This is a genomic window from Sphingomonas olei (genome assembly GCF_045369765.1).
Taxonomy (GTDB): Bacteria; Pseudomonadota; Alphaproteobacteria; order Sphingomonadales; family Sphingomonadaceae; genus Sphingomonas; species Sphingomonas panaciterrae.
In genome coordinates, this window is the sequence record NZ_JBIQEU010000001.1 from 35,963 (window position 1) to 51,328 (window position 15,366).

At 66.9% G+C, this 15,366-nt stretch carries 18 protein-coding genes and 1 other RNA gene; 6 read left to right on the top strand and 13 right to left on the bottom strand.

Features of this window, described 5'->3' with window-relative positions; all coding sequences use genetic code 11:
* Positions 1–119 precede the first annotated feature (119 nt).
* Positions 120–1,325, top strand: a complete 1,206-nt coding sequence (locus ACH0BU_RS00170; protein WP_500263446.1) for a hypothetical protein — start codon at positions 120–122, stop codon at positions 1,323–1,325.
* On the opposite strand, the gene ACH0BU_RS00175 is transcribed toward ACH0BU_RS00170, so the two are convergent.
* Complete coding sequence (locus ACH0BU_RS00175; protein WP_500263447.1) at positions 1,254–1,598, bottom strand: BrnA antitoxin family protein; 345 nt, start codon at positions 1,596–1,598, stop codon at positions 1,254–1,256. The genes ACH0BU_RS00170 and ACH0BU_RS00175 overlap by 72 nt on opposite strands.
* Positions 1,599–1,716: 118 nt before the next feature.
* Here ACH0BU_RS00175 and ACH0BU_RS00180 point away from each other — a divergent pair, with 118 nt between their 5' ends.
* Positions 1,717–2,109: a hypothetical protein gene (locus tag ACH0BU_RS00180; protein ID WP_500263448.1), complete on the top strand. Its 393-nt coding sequence runs from the start codon at positions 1,717–1,719 to the stop codon at positions 2,107–2,109.
* A gap of 55 nt (positions 2,110–2,164) precedes the next feature.
* On the opposite strand, the gene ACH0BU_RS00185 is transcribed toward ACH0BU_RS00180, so the two are convergent.
* The 12 genes from ACH0BU_RS00185 to ACH0BU_RS00240 all read right to left on the bottom strand — a co-directional run bounded on the left by ACH0BU_RS00185 (position 2,165) and on the right by ACH0BU_RS00240 (position 11,253).
* Entirely contained in the window at positions 2,165–2,485 is a 321-nt protein-coding gene (locus ACH0BU_RS00185) for a (2Fe-2S) ferredoxin domain-containing protein (protein ID WP_500263449.1), read from the bottom strand.
* Positions 2,482–3,018 carry a J domain-containing protein gene (locus ACH0BU_RS00190; protein ID WP_500263450.1) on the bottom strand — a complete coding sequence of 179 codons (537 nt, stop codon included), beginning with the start codon at positions 3,016–3,018 and terminating at the stop codon, positions 2,482–2,484. The genes ACH0BU_RS00185 and ACH0BU_RS00190 overlap by 4 nt, the downstream gene beginning before the upstream one ends.
* A gap of 39 nt (positions 3,019–3,057) precedes the next feature.
* Positions 3,058–3,450: RNase P RNA component class A (rnpB, locus tag ACH0BU_RS00195), an RNA gene on the bottom strand.
* A 38-nt stretch (positions 3,451–3,488) separates the two neighbouring features.
* A complete protein-coding gene (aqpZ, locus tag ACH0BU_RS00200; RefSeq protein WP_500263451.1) occupies positions 3,489–4,229 on the bottom strand; it encodes an aquaporin Z in 741 nt (246 codons plus the stop codon).
* 100 nt (positions 4,230–4,329) lie between these two features.
* Complete coding sequence (locus tag ACH0BU_RS00205) at positions 4,330–5,019, bottom strand: N-acetylmuramoyl-L-alanine amidase (RefSeq protein ID WP_046408612.1); 690 nt, start codon at positions 5,017–5,019, stop codon at positions 4,330–4,332.
* Positions 5,020–5,087: 68 nt separating this feature from the next.
* On the bottom strand, positions 5,088–5,891 hold the full coding sequence (locus tag ACH0BU_RS00210; protein WP_197075450.1) for a CheR family methyltransferase: 804 nt from the start codon (positions 5,889–5,891) through the stop codon (positions 5,088–5,090).
* 8 nt (positions 5,892–5,899) lie between these two features.
* A complete protein-coding gene (locus ACH0BU_RS00215) occupies positions 5,900–6,964 on the bottom strand; it encodes a chemotaxis protein CheB (RefSeq protein WP_500263452.1) in 1,065 nt (354 codons plus the stop codon).
* A 3-nt stretch (positions 6,965–6,967) separates the two neighbouring features.
* Positions 6,968–7,333, bottom strand: a complete 366-nt coding sequence (locus ACH0BU_RS00220) for a response regulator (RefSeq protein ID WP_500263453.1) — start codon at positions 7,331–7,333, stop codon at positions 6,968–6,970.
* A 58-nt stretch (positions 7,334–7,391) separates the two neighbouring features.
* A complete protein-coding gene (locus ACH0BU_RS00225; RefSeq protein WP_500263454.1) occupies positions 7,392–7,829 on the bottom strand; it encodes a chemotaxis protein CheW in 438 nt (145 codons plus the stop codon).
* Positions 7,826–10,126 carry a chemotaxis protein CheA gene (locus tag ACH0BU_RS00230; protein WP_500263455.1) on the bottom strand — a complete coding sequence of 767 codons (2,301 nt, stop codon included), beginning with the start codon at positions 10,124–10,126 and terminating at the stop codon, positions 7,826–7,828. The genes ACH0BU_RS00225 and ACH0BU_RS00230 overlap by 4 nt, the downstream gene beginning before the upstream one ends.
* A 47-nt stretch (positions 10,127–10,173) precedes the next feature.
* The gene (locus ACH0BU_RS00235; RefSeq protein ID WP_046408607.1) at positions 10,174–10,818 is read right to left on the bottom strand and encodes a histidine phosphotransferase family protein; all 645 of its coding nucleotides are present in this window, start codon (positions 10,816–10,818) and stop codon (positions 10,174–10,176) included.
* A 24-nt stretch (positions 10,819–10,842) separates the two neighbouring features.
* On the bottom strand, positions 10,843–11,253 hold the full coding sequence (locus tag ACH0BU_RS00240) for a M67 family metallopeptidase (RefSeq protein ID WP_500263456.1): 411 nt from the start codon (positions 11,251–11,253) through the stop codon (positions 10,843–10,845).
* Between the two features lie 12 nt (positions 11,254–11,265).
* On the opposite strand from ACH0BU_RS00240, the gene ACH0BU_RS00245 reads away from it, so the two are divergent.
* From ACH0BU_RS00245 to ACH0BU_RS00260, 4 genes are all read left to right on the top strand, one after another.
* The gene (locus ACH0BU_RS00245; protein WP_136451763.1) at positions 11,266–12,213 is read left to right on the top strand and encodes an RluA family pseudouridine synthase; all 948 of its coding nucleotides are present in this window, start codon (positions 11,266–11,268) and stop codon (positions 12,211–12,213) included.
* Between the two features lie 60 nt (positions 12,214–12,273).
* On the top strand, positions 12,274–13,173 hold the full coding sequence (gene rpoH / locus ACH0BU_RS00250) for an RNA polymerase sigma factor RpoH (protein WP_046408604.1): 900 nt from the start codon (positions 12,274–12,276) through the stop codon (positions 13,171–13,173).
* Positions 13,174–13,290: 117 nt separating this feature from the next.
* Positions 13,291–14,037 carry a hypothetical protein gene (locus ACH0BU_RS00255; protein WP_500263457.1) on the top strand — a complete coding sequence of 249 codons (747 nt, stop codon included), beginning with the start codon at positions 13,291–13,293 and terminating at the stop codon, positions 14,035–14,037.
* A gap of 12 nt (positions 14,038–14,049) precedes the next feature.
* Positions 14,050–15,333 carry a DUF418 domain-containing protein gene (locus ACH0BU_RS00260; protein WP_500263458.1) on the top strand — a complete coding sequence of 428 codons (1,284 nt, stop codon included), beginning with the start codon at positions 14,050–14,052 and terminating at the stop codon, positions 15,331–15,333.
* Positions 15,334–15,366 lie beyond the last annotated feature (33 nt).

Sequence of the window (15,366 nt, forward strand, 5' to 3'; positions counted from 1 at the left end):
CTTCTGGGAACTTGCCTACTAACTTGAAGATTTCCGAACCTGACTTCGGACGTAGAGATTTAGACTCTTGCTTAACCTAATTAGGTGCGCTTAGTTTCGGGCGTTAGCTTGGAGCAAGCATGAGCAAGAACTTAGTCCCTGCACCAAACACCGGCTTACTCCACGCAGAGAACGTTCCAGGAATGCTGGCGAGCATTCGTCCGCAGTGGCAGGCAAGGAACCTAATCGATCGAGTAAGGCGCCTTGTAGACGTTGACCCAAGCAGCGCTTGTCAGCGCATTTTGAATGCCGCGATCCACGATTTAAGAGAGAAGATCGTGATTGCCGGGGTCGACATAGCCGGGGAAGCAGCCCGGCAACACAAGCTTCCCCCCGTGACTAAGGCCGACGATATCGAGAATTATTCGAACTCTAATGTACTAGATCTTAGTTACCGTATGGGCCTTCTTTCTCGACCCGAGTGGCGCAGAATAAGCCGATGCTATGAAATCCGCAGGGATTTGGAACATGAAGACGATGAATATGAAGCAGGTATTGAAGATGTAGTCTACATATTTCGGACCTGCATTGAGGTTGTACTAGCTCGAGATCCGATTAACCTTGTTCGAGTGACTGAGTTTAAGAGTTTAGTAGAACAGCCCAATGCCGCCGTTCCTGACGACGCATTACTGGAGGACTTCGAGAAGGCGCCGCAGCCTAGGCAAGAAGAAATCGGCGGCTTCTTGATCAGCATGGCCCTAGACAAAGATCAGCCTGATTTAGTTCAGCAGAACGCATACAATGCTTTGAGCAGCATCGCTACACTGCTAACATCAGCAGCGAAAGTCGCTCTGGGCTCTAGTCTGCAGAATAAAATCGGTCGCCAGATGAACGACCGCCAAGCTAGAGTAGCCGCAGCATCAGGCCTTATGCCGTATGTCAGACAGGCCGCTCGCACATCTTTCTTTGAAGATGTTCATGCCAATATGCAGAAGGTAGGAACAAACTGGAGCGCATACCCCCACCACGGCGATCTTCTGCGGAACTTTGAGGAGTATGGAGGTATCGATAGTTGCCCTCCAGAAACACAGCGCAAGATTCTGAAATGGCTTGTTTTGACGTACATCGGAACCTCCGGAGGAAGAACGTCTTACGGCAACATACGAAATGTATACTATAGCAACTCGGCAGCTCCCTACGTAAGATCCATTCTACAGGAGTCTAAATCAAATTTACGGCCCATTCTTGAGTCACTAAAAGACAGCAAGTCCATCTCACGACTTCTCGACGACAAGCATATAGCCCGCCGCTTTGAGACACTTATGGATGATGTGAGCGCCCAATAGCTTTAACCCCACCGCCTTCCGCAGCGCTTCGTTCATCCGCGCCTGCCACCCCGGCCCGCCCTCGCGAAACTTCTCGATCACGTCGGGATCGAGCCGCAGCGTCACCTGACGCTTCGCCGCGCCGCGCAGCGGCGGGCGTCCGCGCACGACGCCTTTCGGGCCGAGATAACCCGGGGCCGGGCGCACGACCTTCCCGCCGATGTGCGCTCCGGCCGCCTCGGCCAGTTCCCCCATCAGTTCCGGCGCGTCATCCGGATCAATCCCGTCCGACATGCTCAACCTCCCACTGATCCATGCGCCGCGTCGAACTCACCCGAACATCATCGTCAGCGGAACCACCGCGATCGCCCTCCGTTGGCCCTGTCCCACGCCCCAGCCCTCGAAGATTAACATGGATTACAAGAAGTTAGGCTTCGGCCTCGGCCTGTTCTCGATCGCGCTCGGCGCGGCGGAGCTGGTCGCGGCGCGGCGGATCACGCGTTCGCTCGATGCCGAGGGGCATGAGACATTGGTCAAGGCATTCGGCGCACGTGAATTGCTCGCCGGCGCCAACCTGCTCGTCGCCCCCGCCGTCGCCACCAACGTCTGGAACCGCGCCGCCGGCGACGTCATGGATATCGCCGCCGCCGGCGCCGCCGTCCGCAACAGTCCGAAGAACCGCGCCGCCTGGGGCACGCTGGCCTTTGTCGTCGGCGCGCTGGTGCTCGATACCTGGGTCGCGCGCGGGCTGGACAAGCAGACGGGCAAGACCTTCCCCGTCGACGCCGGCCCCCTCGCCGCCTAGGCGCTCCCCGCGGCAGGATCAGGCGGCGCGGCGCCGCCCCCCCCTCGGCAGGGCGTCAGCGCTCCGCCTGATCCGGCCCGTCCGTCGCCGCGAACCGCCGGGCCAGCGCCCCTACATCCTCGCCCGGCGCCACCACCAGCCACTCGCCCGGCCGGCGCGTATCCACCACCGTCACTGCATTCTTCGGGCACAGGCCCAGGCATTTCACCTCGATCACGCCGACCTGCGCCTTGCGCTTCTTGCCGAACCCCGGCTCCCGCCGCAGCGCCTTGGCCAGCCCGTCGCGCCCCTTCTCGCCAAAGCCGCCATCGACCTTGCGGGAGCATTTGGCGCATACCAGCACCGCATCGGTCCAGTTGGACTTGGCGCGTTTCACGCCGGCTTCCAGGTCCGCCGCTCCTCGGCGGTGCGCAGCACCTCATAGGCCGCCTGGATCGCCTGAAAGCGCTTGGCCGCCTCCGCGTCGCCCGGGCGCACATCGGGGTGGTTGGTCTTGGCCAGCCGCCGCCACGCCAGCCGCACGTCCTCGAACGTCGCGTCCGTCTCCAGCTCCAGCACCTCCAGCGCGCGCATCTCGTCGCGTGATCGGCTGCCGTCGCCCGATCCCGCCCAGCTCTGGTAGCGCGATTGCTCATAGCCCGACGCATCGCGCCGCTCGGCCTGCTCGCGCGCCGCCGCTTCCTCGGCGTCCAGCCCTTCGAAGTAATTCCAGCCGCGGTTATATTCCGCCGCATGCGTCTGGCAGAAATACCAGCGCTCCGGACTGTTGGGGGATTTGGGGGCGGGGCAATTGCCCGGCTCGTCACAGCCATGCCGGTCGCACAGCCGCACGGCAGTCGCTTCACGGGATGCGCCATAACTGCGCCAGCGGGGAAAGCCCCAGTCGTTGGATCGGGAGGAACGCGCCATTGCCCCCGATCTAGCGATTGAAGGCGAAAGGTTAAAGGTGACACCAGAGGGCCTGTAAGCCGGGTTCTGTCCCCCCTTGCGGGATAGGCGACCATTCCTCTCGGCGCGCCGTTGCCGACGCGCTCCAGCAACCAACCCGGGCAGCAGGTGGGAACACACCCCGGGGATCAAGTCCCCATGCCGCCCCTATTCGGTCTTGCTCCCGGTGGGGTTTGCCATGCCGCCGCCGTTACCGGCCGCGCGGTGCGCTTTTACCGCACCCTTTCACCCTTGCCCGGCCGAAGCCTTCATCTGAAAGATTGGGCGGTCTGCTCTCTGTGGCACTTTCCCTGGGGTCACCCCCGGCGGGCGTTACCCGCCACCGTTGTTCCATGGAGCCCGGACTTTCCTCGGCGTGGGACAGGCCCACGACGCGGCCGCCCGGCCCTCTGGTGTGCGCGCGGCTGTAGCGTGGCCGCGCGCGAATGCAATCATGCCCGTGTGCGCCACTTCGGATCGCCCACCACATTCTCCTGCGGCATCGGGCTGATCCAGCGGTACGCCATGCCGCCGATCGCCCCGCCGATCAGCGGCGCGACCCAGAACAGCCATAGCTGCGCCATCGCCCATCCGCCGACGATCAACGCCGGCCCGGTGCTGCGCGCCGGATTGACGGAGGTATTGGTCACCGGGATGCTGATGAGGTGGATCAGCGTCAGCGCCAGGCCGATCGCGATCGGCGCGAACTGCACCGGCGCCCGGCCGTGCGTTGCGCCCATGATGACGAACAGGAACCCCGCCGTCAGCACCAGCTCGCTGATCCACGCCGCCGTCAGCGAATAGCCGCCCGGCGAATGTGCGCCATAGCCATTGGCGGCAAATCCCGACGTCGCCGGGTCGAACCCCGGCGCCCCGATCGCGATCAGGTACAGCACAAACGCGCCCAGGATCCCGCCGATCACCTGCGCGACGATATAGGGCAGGATGTCGATCACCGGGAACCGCCCGCCGACCGCCAGCCCCACGGTGACCGCCGGGTTCAGGTGGCATCCCGAAACATGGCCGATGGCATAGGCCATGGTCAGCACGGTCAGCCCGAACGCCAACGACACGCCGGCAAAGCCGATCCCCGGTTCGGGAAAGGCGGCCGCCAGCACCGCCGACCCGCACCCCCCGAACGTCAACCAGAACGTGCCGATCAGTTCGGCTGCATATTTGCGAAAATTCTCCACGCTTTCTCTCCGACCAGCGCCGCTGGGGCGAAGGAAACAGGGAAAGTCTGCGCAGTGAAATTGGGGGATTGCCCCAGCCGCCGCGGCGGGTGAACCGCGCCTAATCGTCCCCCTGCGGCTTGGGCAGCAGCAGCGCGAGCAGGATCATGCGGCATTCCGCGTCGATCTCGCCGTCGATCAGTTCGGGCCGGAACCGCCGCTGGAACGCGACGATCGCCGCCATCTTGTCGCTCACGTCATAGCCGAACCGCTCCAGCGCCAGCAGGAACGCCGCCTCGCCCCACATCGGGTCCATCAGGTTCCGGGTCGGCCGCGGCAGCGCCAGCCGAAGCCGTGCCAGCTTGCCCCACGGGAACAGCTCGCCCGGGTCACGCTTGCGCGCCGGTGCAATGTCGGAATGCGCGACGATGTTGCCGCGGGTGATCTCGTACCGGTCCTTGATCGCATGGACCAGCCGGATCACCGCATCCACCTGCGCGTCCGGGAACGGGCGATAGCCGAATTCATGCCCCGGGTTGACGATCTCGATCCCAATGGAGGCGGAATTGATGTCGGTGATCCCGCGCCAGTGCGACTTGCCGGCATGCCACGCACGTTTTTCCTCCGGCACCAGCCGCAGGATCGTGCCGTCCTCCTCCACCACATAATGGGCGGAAACCTTGGCCTCGGGATCGCGCAATCGCGCGATGGCGGACGGGCCGTCCACCATGCCGGTATAATGGAGCACGATCATCGTGATCGGCAGCGTGCGCTCGTCGAAATTGGGCGATGGCGCCTCAATTGGCGTCATGGATACTCCTGCGGGCCGCTCGTCACGAACCCCGCCTTACAACGCGCGCCCGCCGCCCGCCATGCCGTTCAGCGTGGCGGCAACAGCTCGTAGAGGCCGCGGAACTGCTTGCTCGGCGCGAAGCGGTCGGACTGGCCGATCACCGTCTCGCCTGCCCCCAGCATCAACAGCCCGCCCGGCTTCAGGCTGCGCGCGATCGTTTCCAGCACGCGCGGCCGCAGCTCGGGCGCCAGGTAGAACAGCACGTTGCGGCAGAATACCGCATCCAGCCGCCCCGCCGGCGCGGGATCAAGCACCAGGTTGCTGCGCCGCCACGATATGCCGCGCACCAGGGCGGGCTGCGCGACCCAATCGTCGCCCTCCTGGTCGAACCAGCGCACCATGCGGCCGATCGGCAACCCGCGCTGGATCTCGAAATGCGAAAAGCGCCCCGTGCGGGCCCGTGCGATGGCGGTTGCCGATACGTCGCTGGCGATGATCTCGGGGGCCGGGCCGCCACGCTCGGCAAAGGCGATCGCCAGCGACAGCGGCTCCTGCCCCGTCGCGCATCCCGCGCACCAGATCCGCGGCGTGGCTTCAGTGCTGGCGGCAATCGCCGCTGCCGCCGCGACGATGACGTCGCCGTCACGAAAGAAGGACGTCTCCTGGTTCAGCAGCGCGTCGACGATGCGGTCCGCCAGCGCGGGGTTGCGCCCGTCGCTCACCTGCCCGACCAGCTCGTCGACGGAGGCGGCACCATTGGCGGTGGCCAGCGGGCGCAGCGCGGTATCGATCCGCCACGCGCGATTGGCGGCGATCTGCTGCCCCGTCCGGTTTTCGAGCAGGGTCGCCAGCGCAGCCACCGTCGCGGGGCTTGCCTGCGGTGCGATCATCACCTGGCTCAACGGCATGGTACGGCCGCCATCTGCCCGGCCACGAGGCCGCCGATCGCCTCGGGCGTCAGCACCGCATCGGCCAGCCCCGCGGCGGCGACCGCACCCGGCATCCCCCATACGACGCTGCTGGCGCGATCCTGCACCACCACCGTGCCGCCCGCCTCGCGCACCGCGCGCGCACCTTCCAGCCCGTCGCGCCCCATCCCGCTCAGCACGATCGCCAGCAGCCGCGCGCCGTAGCGGGCAGCGGCGCTTTCGAACATCGGGTCGACCGACGGCAGGTTGCCGTTCGCCACCGGCACCTGCGACAGCCGCACATTGGTCCGCCCGCTGCGCAGCGGCGCGACGGTCAGATGCGCGTCGCCCGGTGCCAGCACGATCATGTCCGGCTCCAGCGTCATCCGCTCGGTCGCCACGACACACCGCCGCCCGACCGCGCTTTCCAGCTGCCGTGCGAAATGCGGCACGAACGCCTGCGGCAGATGCTGCGTCACCATCACCGGCGCGCGGAACGTCGCCGGCAGGTCACGCAGCAGGTTGTTCAGCGCATGGATGCCGCCGGTCGACGCACCGATCGCCACCGCGTCAAACGGTCGCGCCGCGAGCCGCGCGATGGGGGCGCCGCCGCCCATCGGCTCGCCAGGATCGGTCAGCCGGGCGATCTTCTCGGCCAGTGCCTTGGCGAAACTGCCGGCGGAAATGCTGCGCCCCGGCTTCACCAGCGTATCCGCCGCCCCCAGCGCCAGCGCCTGAACGGTTGCCGCCGCCCCGGCGTCCGCCGCCGAGGACACGACCAGCACGCGAGCGCCGCGCCCCGCCGCCAGCAGGTCCGGCAGCCCGCTCAGCCCGTCGATCCCCGGCATCTCGAGGTCGAGCAGGATCACGTCGACCGTCTCGGTGGCAAGAAAGGCAAGCGCCGCCGGCACATTGGCCGCCGCACCCGCCACCTCGCACGCGCCATCGTCGCTGGCGATCCGTGCCAGCACCGTGCGCGCGACCACCGAATCGTCGACGATCAATATCCGGCACTCGCCGGCACGCACCGGATGGAGAACCGCTCGGCTCGCCACGGTTCAGGCGAGACCGACGATCTGCAGCTTGCTTTGCAGCGTCTCGCGATCGAACGGCTTCATCACATATTCGTCCGCGCCCGCCTCGATCGCGGCGCGGATATGCGCCACGCCATTCTCGGTGGTGCAGAACACGACCTTGGGCCGCGGCGACACGTCGGTCTCGCGCAGCGCGCGCAGGAATTCCATCCCGCTCATCACCGGCATGTTCCAGTCGAGCAGGATCACGTCCGGGATGCTGGCGTTGCACGCGTCCAGCGCCTCGCGCCCGTCCGCTGCCTCGTTGACCGAGAAATCGAGCCCCTCCAGGATGTGGCGGGCGACCTTTCGGATCACTTTCGAATCGTCGACCACCAGACACGATTTCATCACGATACCCCTACAACCTGTTGATCGCCGTCATGCCGCGCGAAGCGTAAGGACCGCGTTAATCGCGCGCGTCGTCGGCCATCGCGCCGACCAGCGCGGCAAGGTCGATCACCAGCAGCGGCTCGCCGTCGCGCTCCGCCGATCCGGTCGCGACCCGCGACCATCGCGCGCCCAGCGCAAGCCCGGTCGGGATCGGCAGCACGTCGATCGGTGCGACATCCTCCAGCGCCTCGACCAGCATCGCGTGATGATGGCCGTCGACCACGGTGATGATCGCGCGCTGCGCGCCCCCACCACCCGCGGGCAGGTCCAGCAGCTGCCAGGTATCGACCACCGTGACCACGCGGCTGCGCAGCGCGGCGAGGCCACGCACCGCCGGATGGCTGCGCGGCGCCGGCACCACGGCATCGATATCGACGACCGATTCGACCATCTCGGCCGGCACGGCGATCGCCTGCCCGCCCAGTCGCGCCAGCAGGTGCAGGGTGCCGCTCATCGCGCCGCTCCCGCCGACAGCGCCTGCGCCAGCGTTATTGTATCAAGCGTCGGCTGCCCCGTCGCCGCGTCACGGCTCAGCCGCACCACCCGGCCCGCCGTCGCCGGCTCGTCATCGGCCGCCAGCGTCACGACCGCCGTCTCGCCGGGCGCCAGATCGCGCGCCACGCGATAGCCCGCCGCCTCGATCATCGGCCGCAGCATCGTGTCGGTCCAATGGCTGTCGACACCCTGGACGAGGCAGATCGGCCGCCCGCCGCCGCCGCCGTCAGTCGGCGGGCTCCACCACGCGGCATCGATGAACTCGACCGGTGCACCATCGATCATCGCCACCCCGCGCACGCGCGGATCGGCGGCGGGGAGCAGCTCGTCGGGCACCGTCACGATGTCGAGCGCGCGCCGCACCAGATAGCCGGTGGCCTGGCCCGCCCCCGGCAGCATCAGCATCGTAAGCTCCGCCACCGCCGGTTCACCGATCGCCGGATCGACATGCACCGCGACCATCCCCTGCCGCCCGCGCGCCCACCAACGGCCGCCGGCCTGGCACAAGGATCCCGGCTCGACCGCCTCGATCCGCTCGACCGCATCCAGCGCCACCACGCGCCGCTGCCCGTCGAGCGCCTCGATCATCAGCGCGGCGATACCCGGCGGCGCGGCCTCCTCGGCCGGCTCCTCGACCGCAATCACCCGCTCGAACCGCAGCCCCGCCTGCTCGGCAATCCCCGCACAATCGAGCAGCAGCAGCGGCCGCCCGGTATCGAGCAGCATCTGCCCGGCATAGATGCCCGCCATCATCACGGCCGGCGAGACCGGCTTCACCACCAATTCCTGCGTATCGTCGACGCCATCGACCCCCAGCGCGTAGCTGCCATGCGCCAGGTTCACGATCATCAGCATCGTGCCGACGCCAGCCGCCGCGTCCGCGCCATCAGATCCCAGCACCGCGTTCAGCCGGATCACCGGCAAGCGCCGCCCGCGCACGCTCGCCAGAAGCGTATCGCCGACCGCATCGATCCGCACCGCGTCCGATCCGACCGCCACGATCTCCTCGATCGCCTGCCGCGGCACGGCATAATGCTGGTCGCCCGCCTCGATGATGATCGCCGACAGGATCGCCAGCGTCAGCGGCACCTCGATCGTCGTGGTCAGCCCGCGCCCGGCGACATTGTCCAGCCGGATGCTGCCGCCGATCTGCTCGACGTTGGTGCGCACCACGTCCATGCCGACGCCGCGGCCCGACGTGGTGGTCGCCTCGTCGCGGGTCGACAGCCCCGGCTCGAAGATCAGGTTGAGCCGCGCCCGCTGGTCGAGCGCGCCGAGCTCCGCCGCCCGCGCCGGCTCCTGCGCGATGCGCTTCGCCAGCAGCTTGGCGGTATCGATCCCCTGCCCGTCGTCGGCCACCTCGACGATGATGCGATTGCCCGACTGGCGCGCCACGATCGCCAGCCGCCCCGCCTCGGGCTTGCCCGCTCCCCGTCGCGCCTCGGGCGCCTCGATGCCATGGTCGATCGCGTTGCGCACGATATGGACCAGCGGATCGCGCAACAGCTCGATCATCTCGCGGTCCAGCTCGACGTCGGCGCCGTCGATCGACAGCGAGACCTTCTTGCCCAGCGCCGCCGCCGTATCGCGCACCAGCCGGGGCAGCGCGGAAAACAGCGAATCGATCGTCTGCATCCGCGTCCGCGTCACCGTGTCGCGCAATTCGGCGACGGTCATCGACAGGCGGTCGACCGCGGTTTCCAGCGTCGTGTCACCACTGTCGCGCAGCCGTCTGGCCAGCTCGTTGCGCGCCAGCACCATTTCCGACACGCCATTCATCATCCGGTCGAGCAGGTCGACCGACAGGCGAATGCTGCGCGCGGGCGCACGCGCCGCACTGGTGATCGGCACGACGACCGGCGCGGGCTCGGATGCCGGCGCGGTCTGCGCCTTCCCCTCCAGCGCGGCGAGCAGCAGGTCCTCGGCCGAATCGTCCAGCGCCGCGCCAGCGTCGATCGCCTCGACGATCTCGCCAATGCGGTCGACGATCGCCAACACGGCATTGACCAGCGCCGGATCGGCGGCGCGTTCGCCCGACCGCACGCTCTGCAGCACGTCCTCGGCCGCATGGCTCAGCCGGGCGAGCCGCGGCAGGTCGAGGAAACCGCAGCTTCCCTTCACCGTGTGGACGAAGCGGAAGATCGAATCGAGCCGTGCCCGGTCGGCGGGGTCCGCTTCCCACGCCACGATTTCGCCCGCCAGCGCGTCGAGCGTTTCGCGGGTTTCCGCGATGAATTCCTGCAGCAGATCGTCCATTGCCCGCCCGCCATGGGGCAGCGGCGGTAAATTCCGCGTTTATTGCCTCAATGGGGCCGCATCGTCGCGCCGAACAGCATCACGTCCTCGGCCGGTGCGCTCACCAGCACGCGGCCATTGGCCGATTTGACCATCTCGTGCACCAGGAACGCGGCCGCCACGCGCGGCGTCACCGCCTCGGACGCGCGGCCATCGACCAGCGTGGAGCGCAATTCGTCGTCCAGCGTGATGCGCGGCCCCTCGGCCTTCATCACGATCTCGATCGCGGTGTCGCCGCTCTCGCTGCCGATATCCAGCGATCCGCCGCGCACCAGCGTGTCGCCGGCGATCATCGCCATGTTCAGCAGCACCTTGATCGCCGCCTTGGGCAGCATCGGCTCCTCGACCAGCCAGTTGACCTTCAGCCGCTTGGTCTCGCCGAACAGGCCCTCGATCGCCTGCTGCGCCTCGCGCGTGTCGACGGCCTCGCCGAACCCGCCTGCCGCGCCGAACGCCAGGCGGAAGAATTTCAGCTTGGCGGCGGACGTCCGCGCGCTTTCCGCCATCAGCTCCATGCACCGCTCGCGCATCTTGGGATCGGTCTCGTCGGCCAGCAGCTCCAACCCGTTGTTCAGCGCGCCGATCGGCGACAGCAGATCATGGCACAGGCGGGAGCAGAGCAGGCTGGCGAAGTCGACGGGATCGATGGTCATGCGCGTTCAATGACGCAGCGGACTTTACCGCGCAATGGCAAGGGCAAGCGGATCGAAGCGGCCGTGCACCGCTCCGTCGCCCACCGCCTTCCACGCGGTGATGTCGATGCCTGCGACGATGATCCAGATGCTCCCGTCGGCGGCCGCGGCGGCGGCATCGGTGGCCGATGGCGTCGCCTGGCCCGACGGGTGCGAATGATAATGGCCGATCACCCCCGGCCCGCCCGCCCGCGCGGCGCGCAGCGCGGCGAACAGCGCCGCCGGATCCAGCTCGAAATGGGTTGCCGGTGTCGGATGAACATTGCGGCAGGCAACAACCTGAGTCACATGGCCTGCGCTGCCAAGCAGCAAGCCACAAACCTCATGATCGCTTTGTGCCGCATGCGAAATGATTTCGCCGGCCAGCGACCTTGAAATATGCACCGTCTCACCCATCTAGGACACCTAATGGACCGGGGGGTTTCCATCATTCAAGCGACGATCGCACCGGCTGCCGATACATGGCGGCTCGACCGTGCGCTCGCCGACGCCGTGCCGACGCTGTCGCGCGAACGGCTCAAGGTATTGATCAACGCCGGCCAGGTCACCCGCGACGGTCTGGCAGTACGTGATCCTGCGCGTCGCGCCGCCGCTGGCGAGGTCTATAATGTGGCCGTGCCGGCCCCCACGCCGGCGCATAACGAGCCGCAGGACATCCCCTTGGTGGTCGCCTATGAAGACGAACATCTCATCGTCATCGACAAGCCTGCCGGGCTGGTGGTTCATCCCGCCGCGGGCAACCTCGACGGGACGCTGGTGAACGCGCTGCTGCATCATTGCGGCGGCTCGCTCTCGGGCATCGGCGGAGTGGCGCGGCCCGGCATCGTCCACCGCATCGACAAGGACACCTCGGGGCTGATGGTGGCGGCGAAGACCGATCGCACGCATGAGGGGCTGGCGAAGCAATTCGCCGCGCACACCATCGACCGGCGCTACAAGGCGATCGTCGGCGGCCGCCCGATGCCGCCCGCGGGCACCGTCGATGCGCCGCTCGCCCGCTCGCCGCACAACCGCAAGAAGGTGGCGATCGTCGCCGGCGGCAAGCGTGCGGTGACGCATTACCGCACCGAACATCTGCTGCGCGACGCGGCGCTGGTCGAATGCCGGCTCGAAACCGGCCGCACCCACCAGGTGCGCGTCCACATGGCCTCGATCGGCCACGCCTTGCTGGGCGACCCGGTCTATGGTAGAACAAAACCAGTTCATAAGCGTCAACTTGATGAACTTTCGTTCCGGCGACAGGCGCTGCACGCAGCCCGGCTGGGGTTCGTTCATCCGATCACAAGCACCGCTTTGTCGTTCGAAAGCGCGATGCCTGCAGACATGCAGGAACTGTTCAGTCAACTCGACGTATAGGGTGTAACCGCCTGCGCTGATCTGCGCGTGGCGTTCCCCGGAAAGGGAGATTAGGTACTCATGGCTAGCGGCAACGTCCCAGCGACGATCCCCGCTCTCGGCGGCGAGCAGAGCCTCAACCGCTATCTCGCCGAGATCAAGAAGTTTCCGATCCTGGCGCCCGAGCAGGAATATATGCTCGCCAAGCGTTTTCAGGAACATGGCGATCCTGAGGCGGCAGCTCAGCTCGTCACCAGCCACCTGCGTCTCGTCGCGAAAATCGCGATGGGCTATCGCGGCTATGGCCTGCCCGTGTCCGAGCTGATCAGCGAGGGCAATATCGGCCTGATGCAGGGCGTGAAGAAGTTCGAGCCCGATCGCGGCTTCCGCCTCGCCACGTACGCGATGTGGTGGATCCGCGCCTCGATTCAGGAATTCATCCTGCGCTCGTGGAGCCTGGTGAAGATGGGCACCACCGCCGCGCAGAAGAAGCTGTTCTTCAACCTGCGCCGGATGAAGGCTCGTCTCGATGCGTTCGAGGACGGCGATCTGAAGCCGGAGGATCTGACCAAGATCGCAACCGATCTGGGCGTCAGCGAGGCCGACGTGGTCAGCATGAACCGCCGCATGGCGATGGGCGGCGACACGTCGCTCAACGTCTCGATGCGCGAGGATGGCGAGGGCCAGTGGCAGGATTGGCTGCAGGACGATTCGCCCCTGCAGGATCAGATCGTTGCCGATGCGCAGGAGGCTGAAGTCCGCCACGACATGCTCGTCAGCGCTATGGACAGCCTGAACGATCGTGAAAAGCACATCCTGACCGAGCGTCGCCTGACCGACGATCCCAAGACGCTCGAGGAACTGAGCCAGGTTTATGGCGTCAGCCGCGAACGCGTTCGCCAGATCGAGGTGCGCGCCTTTGAAAAGCTGCAGAAGGCGATGATGAAGGTCGCCGGCGAAAAGCGGCTTCTGCCGGCCTGACGGACACGGCCTGCCGGGGCGTCGATCGGCACCCCGGCAGGACCGCCTGCCACTTACCGCTTGAAACCCCGCGCGCCGTCGCCCACCCCGCCGCCAAGGACAGGTGACGACGAAACGATGTGGCGCGACATCAAGCAATTATACGCCGACTGCCTCGCCTTCGCGCTGGCACTCCCGATCCTGTTCTCGATCCCCGCGGTGCTCGAATTCGGCCAGCACGTGGTGGAGATCGACCTCGGTCTCTTCTCGCAGGGCTTCCGCGCCACCGCCGCGCTCGATCAACGCCGCCTGTCGCTGGGCTTCGCCAAGATCCTCGCGATGCTGCTGCCCTCCTATTGGTTCATCCGCTTCATGGCCTCCGGCCGCGACGCCGCCTGGGCCAAGAAGGTCGAGCGGCCGGCCGTGACCCTGTTCGGCATCCAGTTCGCGATCCTTGCCATGGTCCAGTGGCTCTCGCTGTTCGGGCCGCCGCCGGGCGTCGTTCTCGGCCTTCCCTTCGCCTGGTGGGAATATGCCTCACTGGCGCTGGGCGTGCTCGCCGCCGTACTCGGCATCTATCTTTCCGCATGGCGCGTAGCCTGGCCGCTCGGCAACACGGCGATCGGCCCGCTGCGCTCGATCGCGATCATGGCCGGCAGTTTCTGGCGCGCCGTCGTCTACATGATCGCCGGCTTCCTGCCGCTCGCCGCGCTGCATCAGGCGCTGAACATCCTCCCGGTCGGCGCGCCGCCCTGGGTCGTGTGGCTGGCGATGGTCCTTGACTCATTGGTGGTCGGCTTCCTCGCGCTCGCCTCAACCGGCGCGATCTTCCTCGCCGCGCGCCACGCGGCCGAACGGCGGAACCTTGCCCTCATCCCGCGCTGATCGCTGCCGCGCATGAGCATCGCCGGCCCTGTCCGCGCGCCCGGCCGGATCACCGCGATCGACGGCGTGCGCGGCTTCGCCGTTCTCGGAATCCTCCTGCTCAACATCGTCGCCTTCGCGATGCCGAGCTATGCCTATGTCGATCCCACCGTCTACGGCGGCAGCACCGGCGCCAATTGGTGGGCCTGGGTGCTCGCCTTCATCCTCGCCGACGGCAAGATGCGCGGCCTGTTCACGATGCTGTTCGGCGCCTCGACCCTGTTGATCGCGGATCGGGCGCTGCGCAGCGGCAGGTCCCCGGCCCGCATCCATTATGCGCGAATGGCCACGCTGTTCGCGATCGGGATGGTCCATGCCTATCTGATCTGGCCCGGCGACATTCTGGTGCTCTACGCCCTGTGCGGCGCGCTGGTGTTCCTCGCGCGCGACTGGCCCCTCCCCCGCATGCTCGCGATCGCTACCCTGCTGATCGCCGCCCCGCTCGTCACCGGCATCGTCGATCACGCGGCGGCCGAGCATTTCCGCGCGCTTGCCCTGTCGCCCCGCGCGTCCCCCGCAATCCTCGCCGAATGGGCCCGCTATCAAGCGGAAATGGACAGCCTGCGCGCGACGATCCCCGCGGAACTCGTGGCTTTCCGCGGGGACTGGCAGCAAGTCACCGCGATGCGCGCAACCCTGGCGTGGCAGGCCCAGCGGCAGATATTCCCCGATCTCGCCGCCGAGACGATCGGGCTGATGCTGCTCGGCATGGCGCTGTTCCGCAGCGGCTTCTTCACCGGCGACTGGCCCGCCCGGTGGACGCGCGCCGTGCTCCTGATCGGCTACGGCCTGTGCCTCCCCGCCTATGTCGGGCTGGCGCTCTGGATCAGCGCCTCGAACTTCGATCCGATCGTGCTGATGCTGGCGGAGCCGTTGCACCTCGTGCTCCTCCGCCCCGCCATGGCGCTCGCCCATGCCATCGTCGTCATGGCGCTGATCACCCGCATTCCGACCGCCTGGTTACCGATCCGGCTGACGGCGGCCGGGCGGATGGCCTTCACCAATTATCTCGCGACCAGCATCATCTGCACCCTCCTCTTCTACGGCTACGGCCTCGGGTGGTTCGGCTATCTCCAGCGTTGGCAGCTTTATCCTGTGGTCGCCGCTATTTGGGCGCTGATGCTCCTCTGGTCGAAACCCTGGCTCGATCGATTCGCCGCCGGCCCGCTCGAATGGGCGTGGCGCTCGTTGACGTTCGGGAAACGCCCACCATTTCGTCGCCGGCCACCCTCCGACCGGCGCTCTTTTGCGAATTAGACGCAATTATAGTTGCGACCTGTTCTCATGAGC

What these genes read in the sequence shown, in the direction of transcription:
- ACH0BU_RS00190 (WP_500263450.1), bottom strand. Translation starts at nt 3,018, where the DNA reads ATGGCGCGTTCCTCCCGATCCAACGACTGGGGCTTTCCCCGCTGGCGC.
- ACH0BU_RS00170 (WP_500263446.1), top strand. Translation starts at nt 120, where the DNA reads ATGAGCAAGAACTTAGTCCCTGCACCAAACACCGGCTTACTCCACGCA.
- ACH0BU_RS00230 (WP_500263455.1), bottom strand. Translation starts at nt 10,126, where the DNA reads ATGGACGATCTGCTGCAGGAATTCATCGCGGAAACCCGCGAAACGCTC.
- ACH0BU_RS00255 (WP_500263457.1), top strand. Translation starts at nt 13,291, where the DNA reads ATGTGGCGCGACATCAAGCAATTATACGCCGACTGCCTCGCCTTCGCG.
- ACH0BU_RS00235 (WP_046408607.1), bottom strand. Translation starts at nt 10,818, where the DNA reads ATGACCATCGATCCCGTCGACTTCGCCAGCCTGCTCTGCTCCCGCCTG.
- ACH0BU_RS00175 (WP_500263447.1), bottom strand. Translation starts at nt 1,598, where the DNA reads ATGTCGGACGGGATTGATCCGGATGACGCGCCGGAACTGATGGGGGAA.
- ACH0BU_RS00245 (WP_136451763.1), top strand. Translation starts at nt 11,266, where the DNA reads ATGGACCGGGGGGTTTCCATCATTCAAGCGACGATCGCACCGGCTGCC.
- ACH0BU_RS00225 (WP_500263454.1), bottom strand. Translation starts at nt 7,829, where the DNA reads ATGAGCGGCACCCTGCACCTGCTGGCGCGACTGGGCGGGCAGGCGATC.
- ACH0BU_RS00220 (WP_500263453.1), bottom strand. Translation starts at nt 7,333, where the DNA reads ATGAAATCGTGTCTGGTGGTCGACGATTCGAAAGTGATCCGAAAGGTC.
- ACH0BU_RS00240 (WP_500263456.1), bottom strand. Translation starts at nt 11,253, where the DNA reads ATGGGTGAGACGGTGCATATTTCAAGGTCGCTGGCCGGCGAAATCATT.
- ACH0BU_RS00205 (WP_046408612.1), bottom strand. Translation starts at nt 5,019, where the DNA reads ATGACGCCAATTGAGGCGCCATCGCCCAATTTCGACGAGCGCACGCTG.
- ACH0BU_RS00210 (WP_197075450.1), bottom strand. Translation starts at nt 5,891, where the DNA reads ATGATCGCACCGCAGGCAAGCCCCGCGACGGTGGCTGCGCTGGCGACC.
- rpoH (WP_046408604.1), top strand. Translation starts at nt 12,274, where the DNA reads ATGGCTAGCGGCAACGTCCCAGCGACGATCCCCGCTCTCGGCGGCGAG.
- ACH0BU_RS00260 (WP_500263458.1), top strand. Translation starts at nt 14,050, where the DNA reads ATGAGCATCGCCGGCCCTGTCCGCGCGCCCGGCCGGATCACCGCGATC.
- ACH0BU_RS00180 (WP_500263448.1), top strand. Translation starts at nt 1,717, where the DNA reads ATGGATTACAAGAAGTTAGGCTTCGGCCTCGGCCTGTTCTCGATCGCG.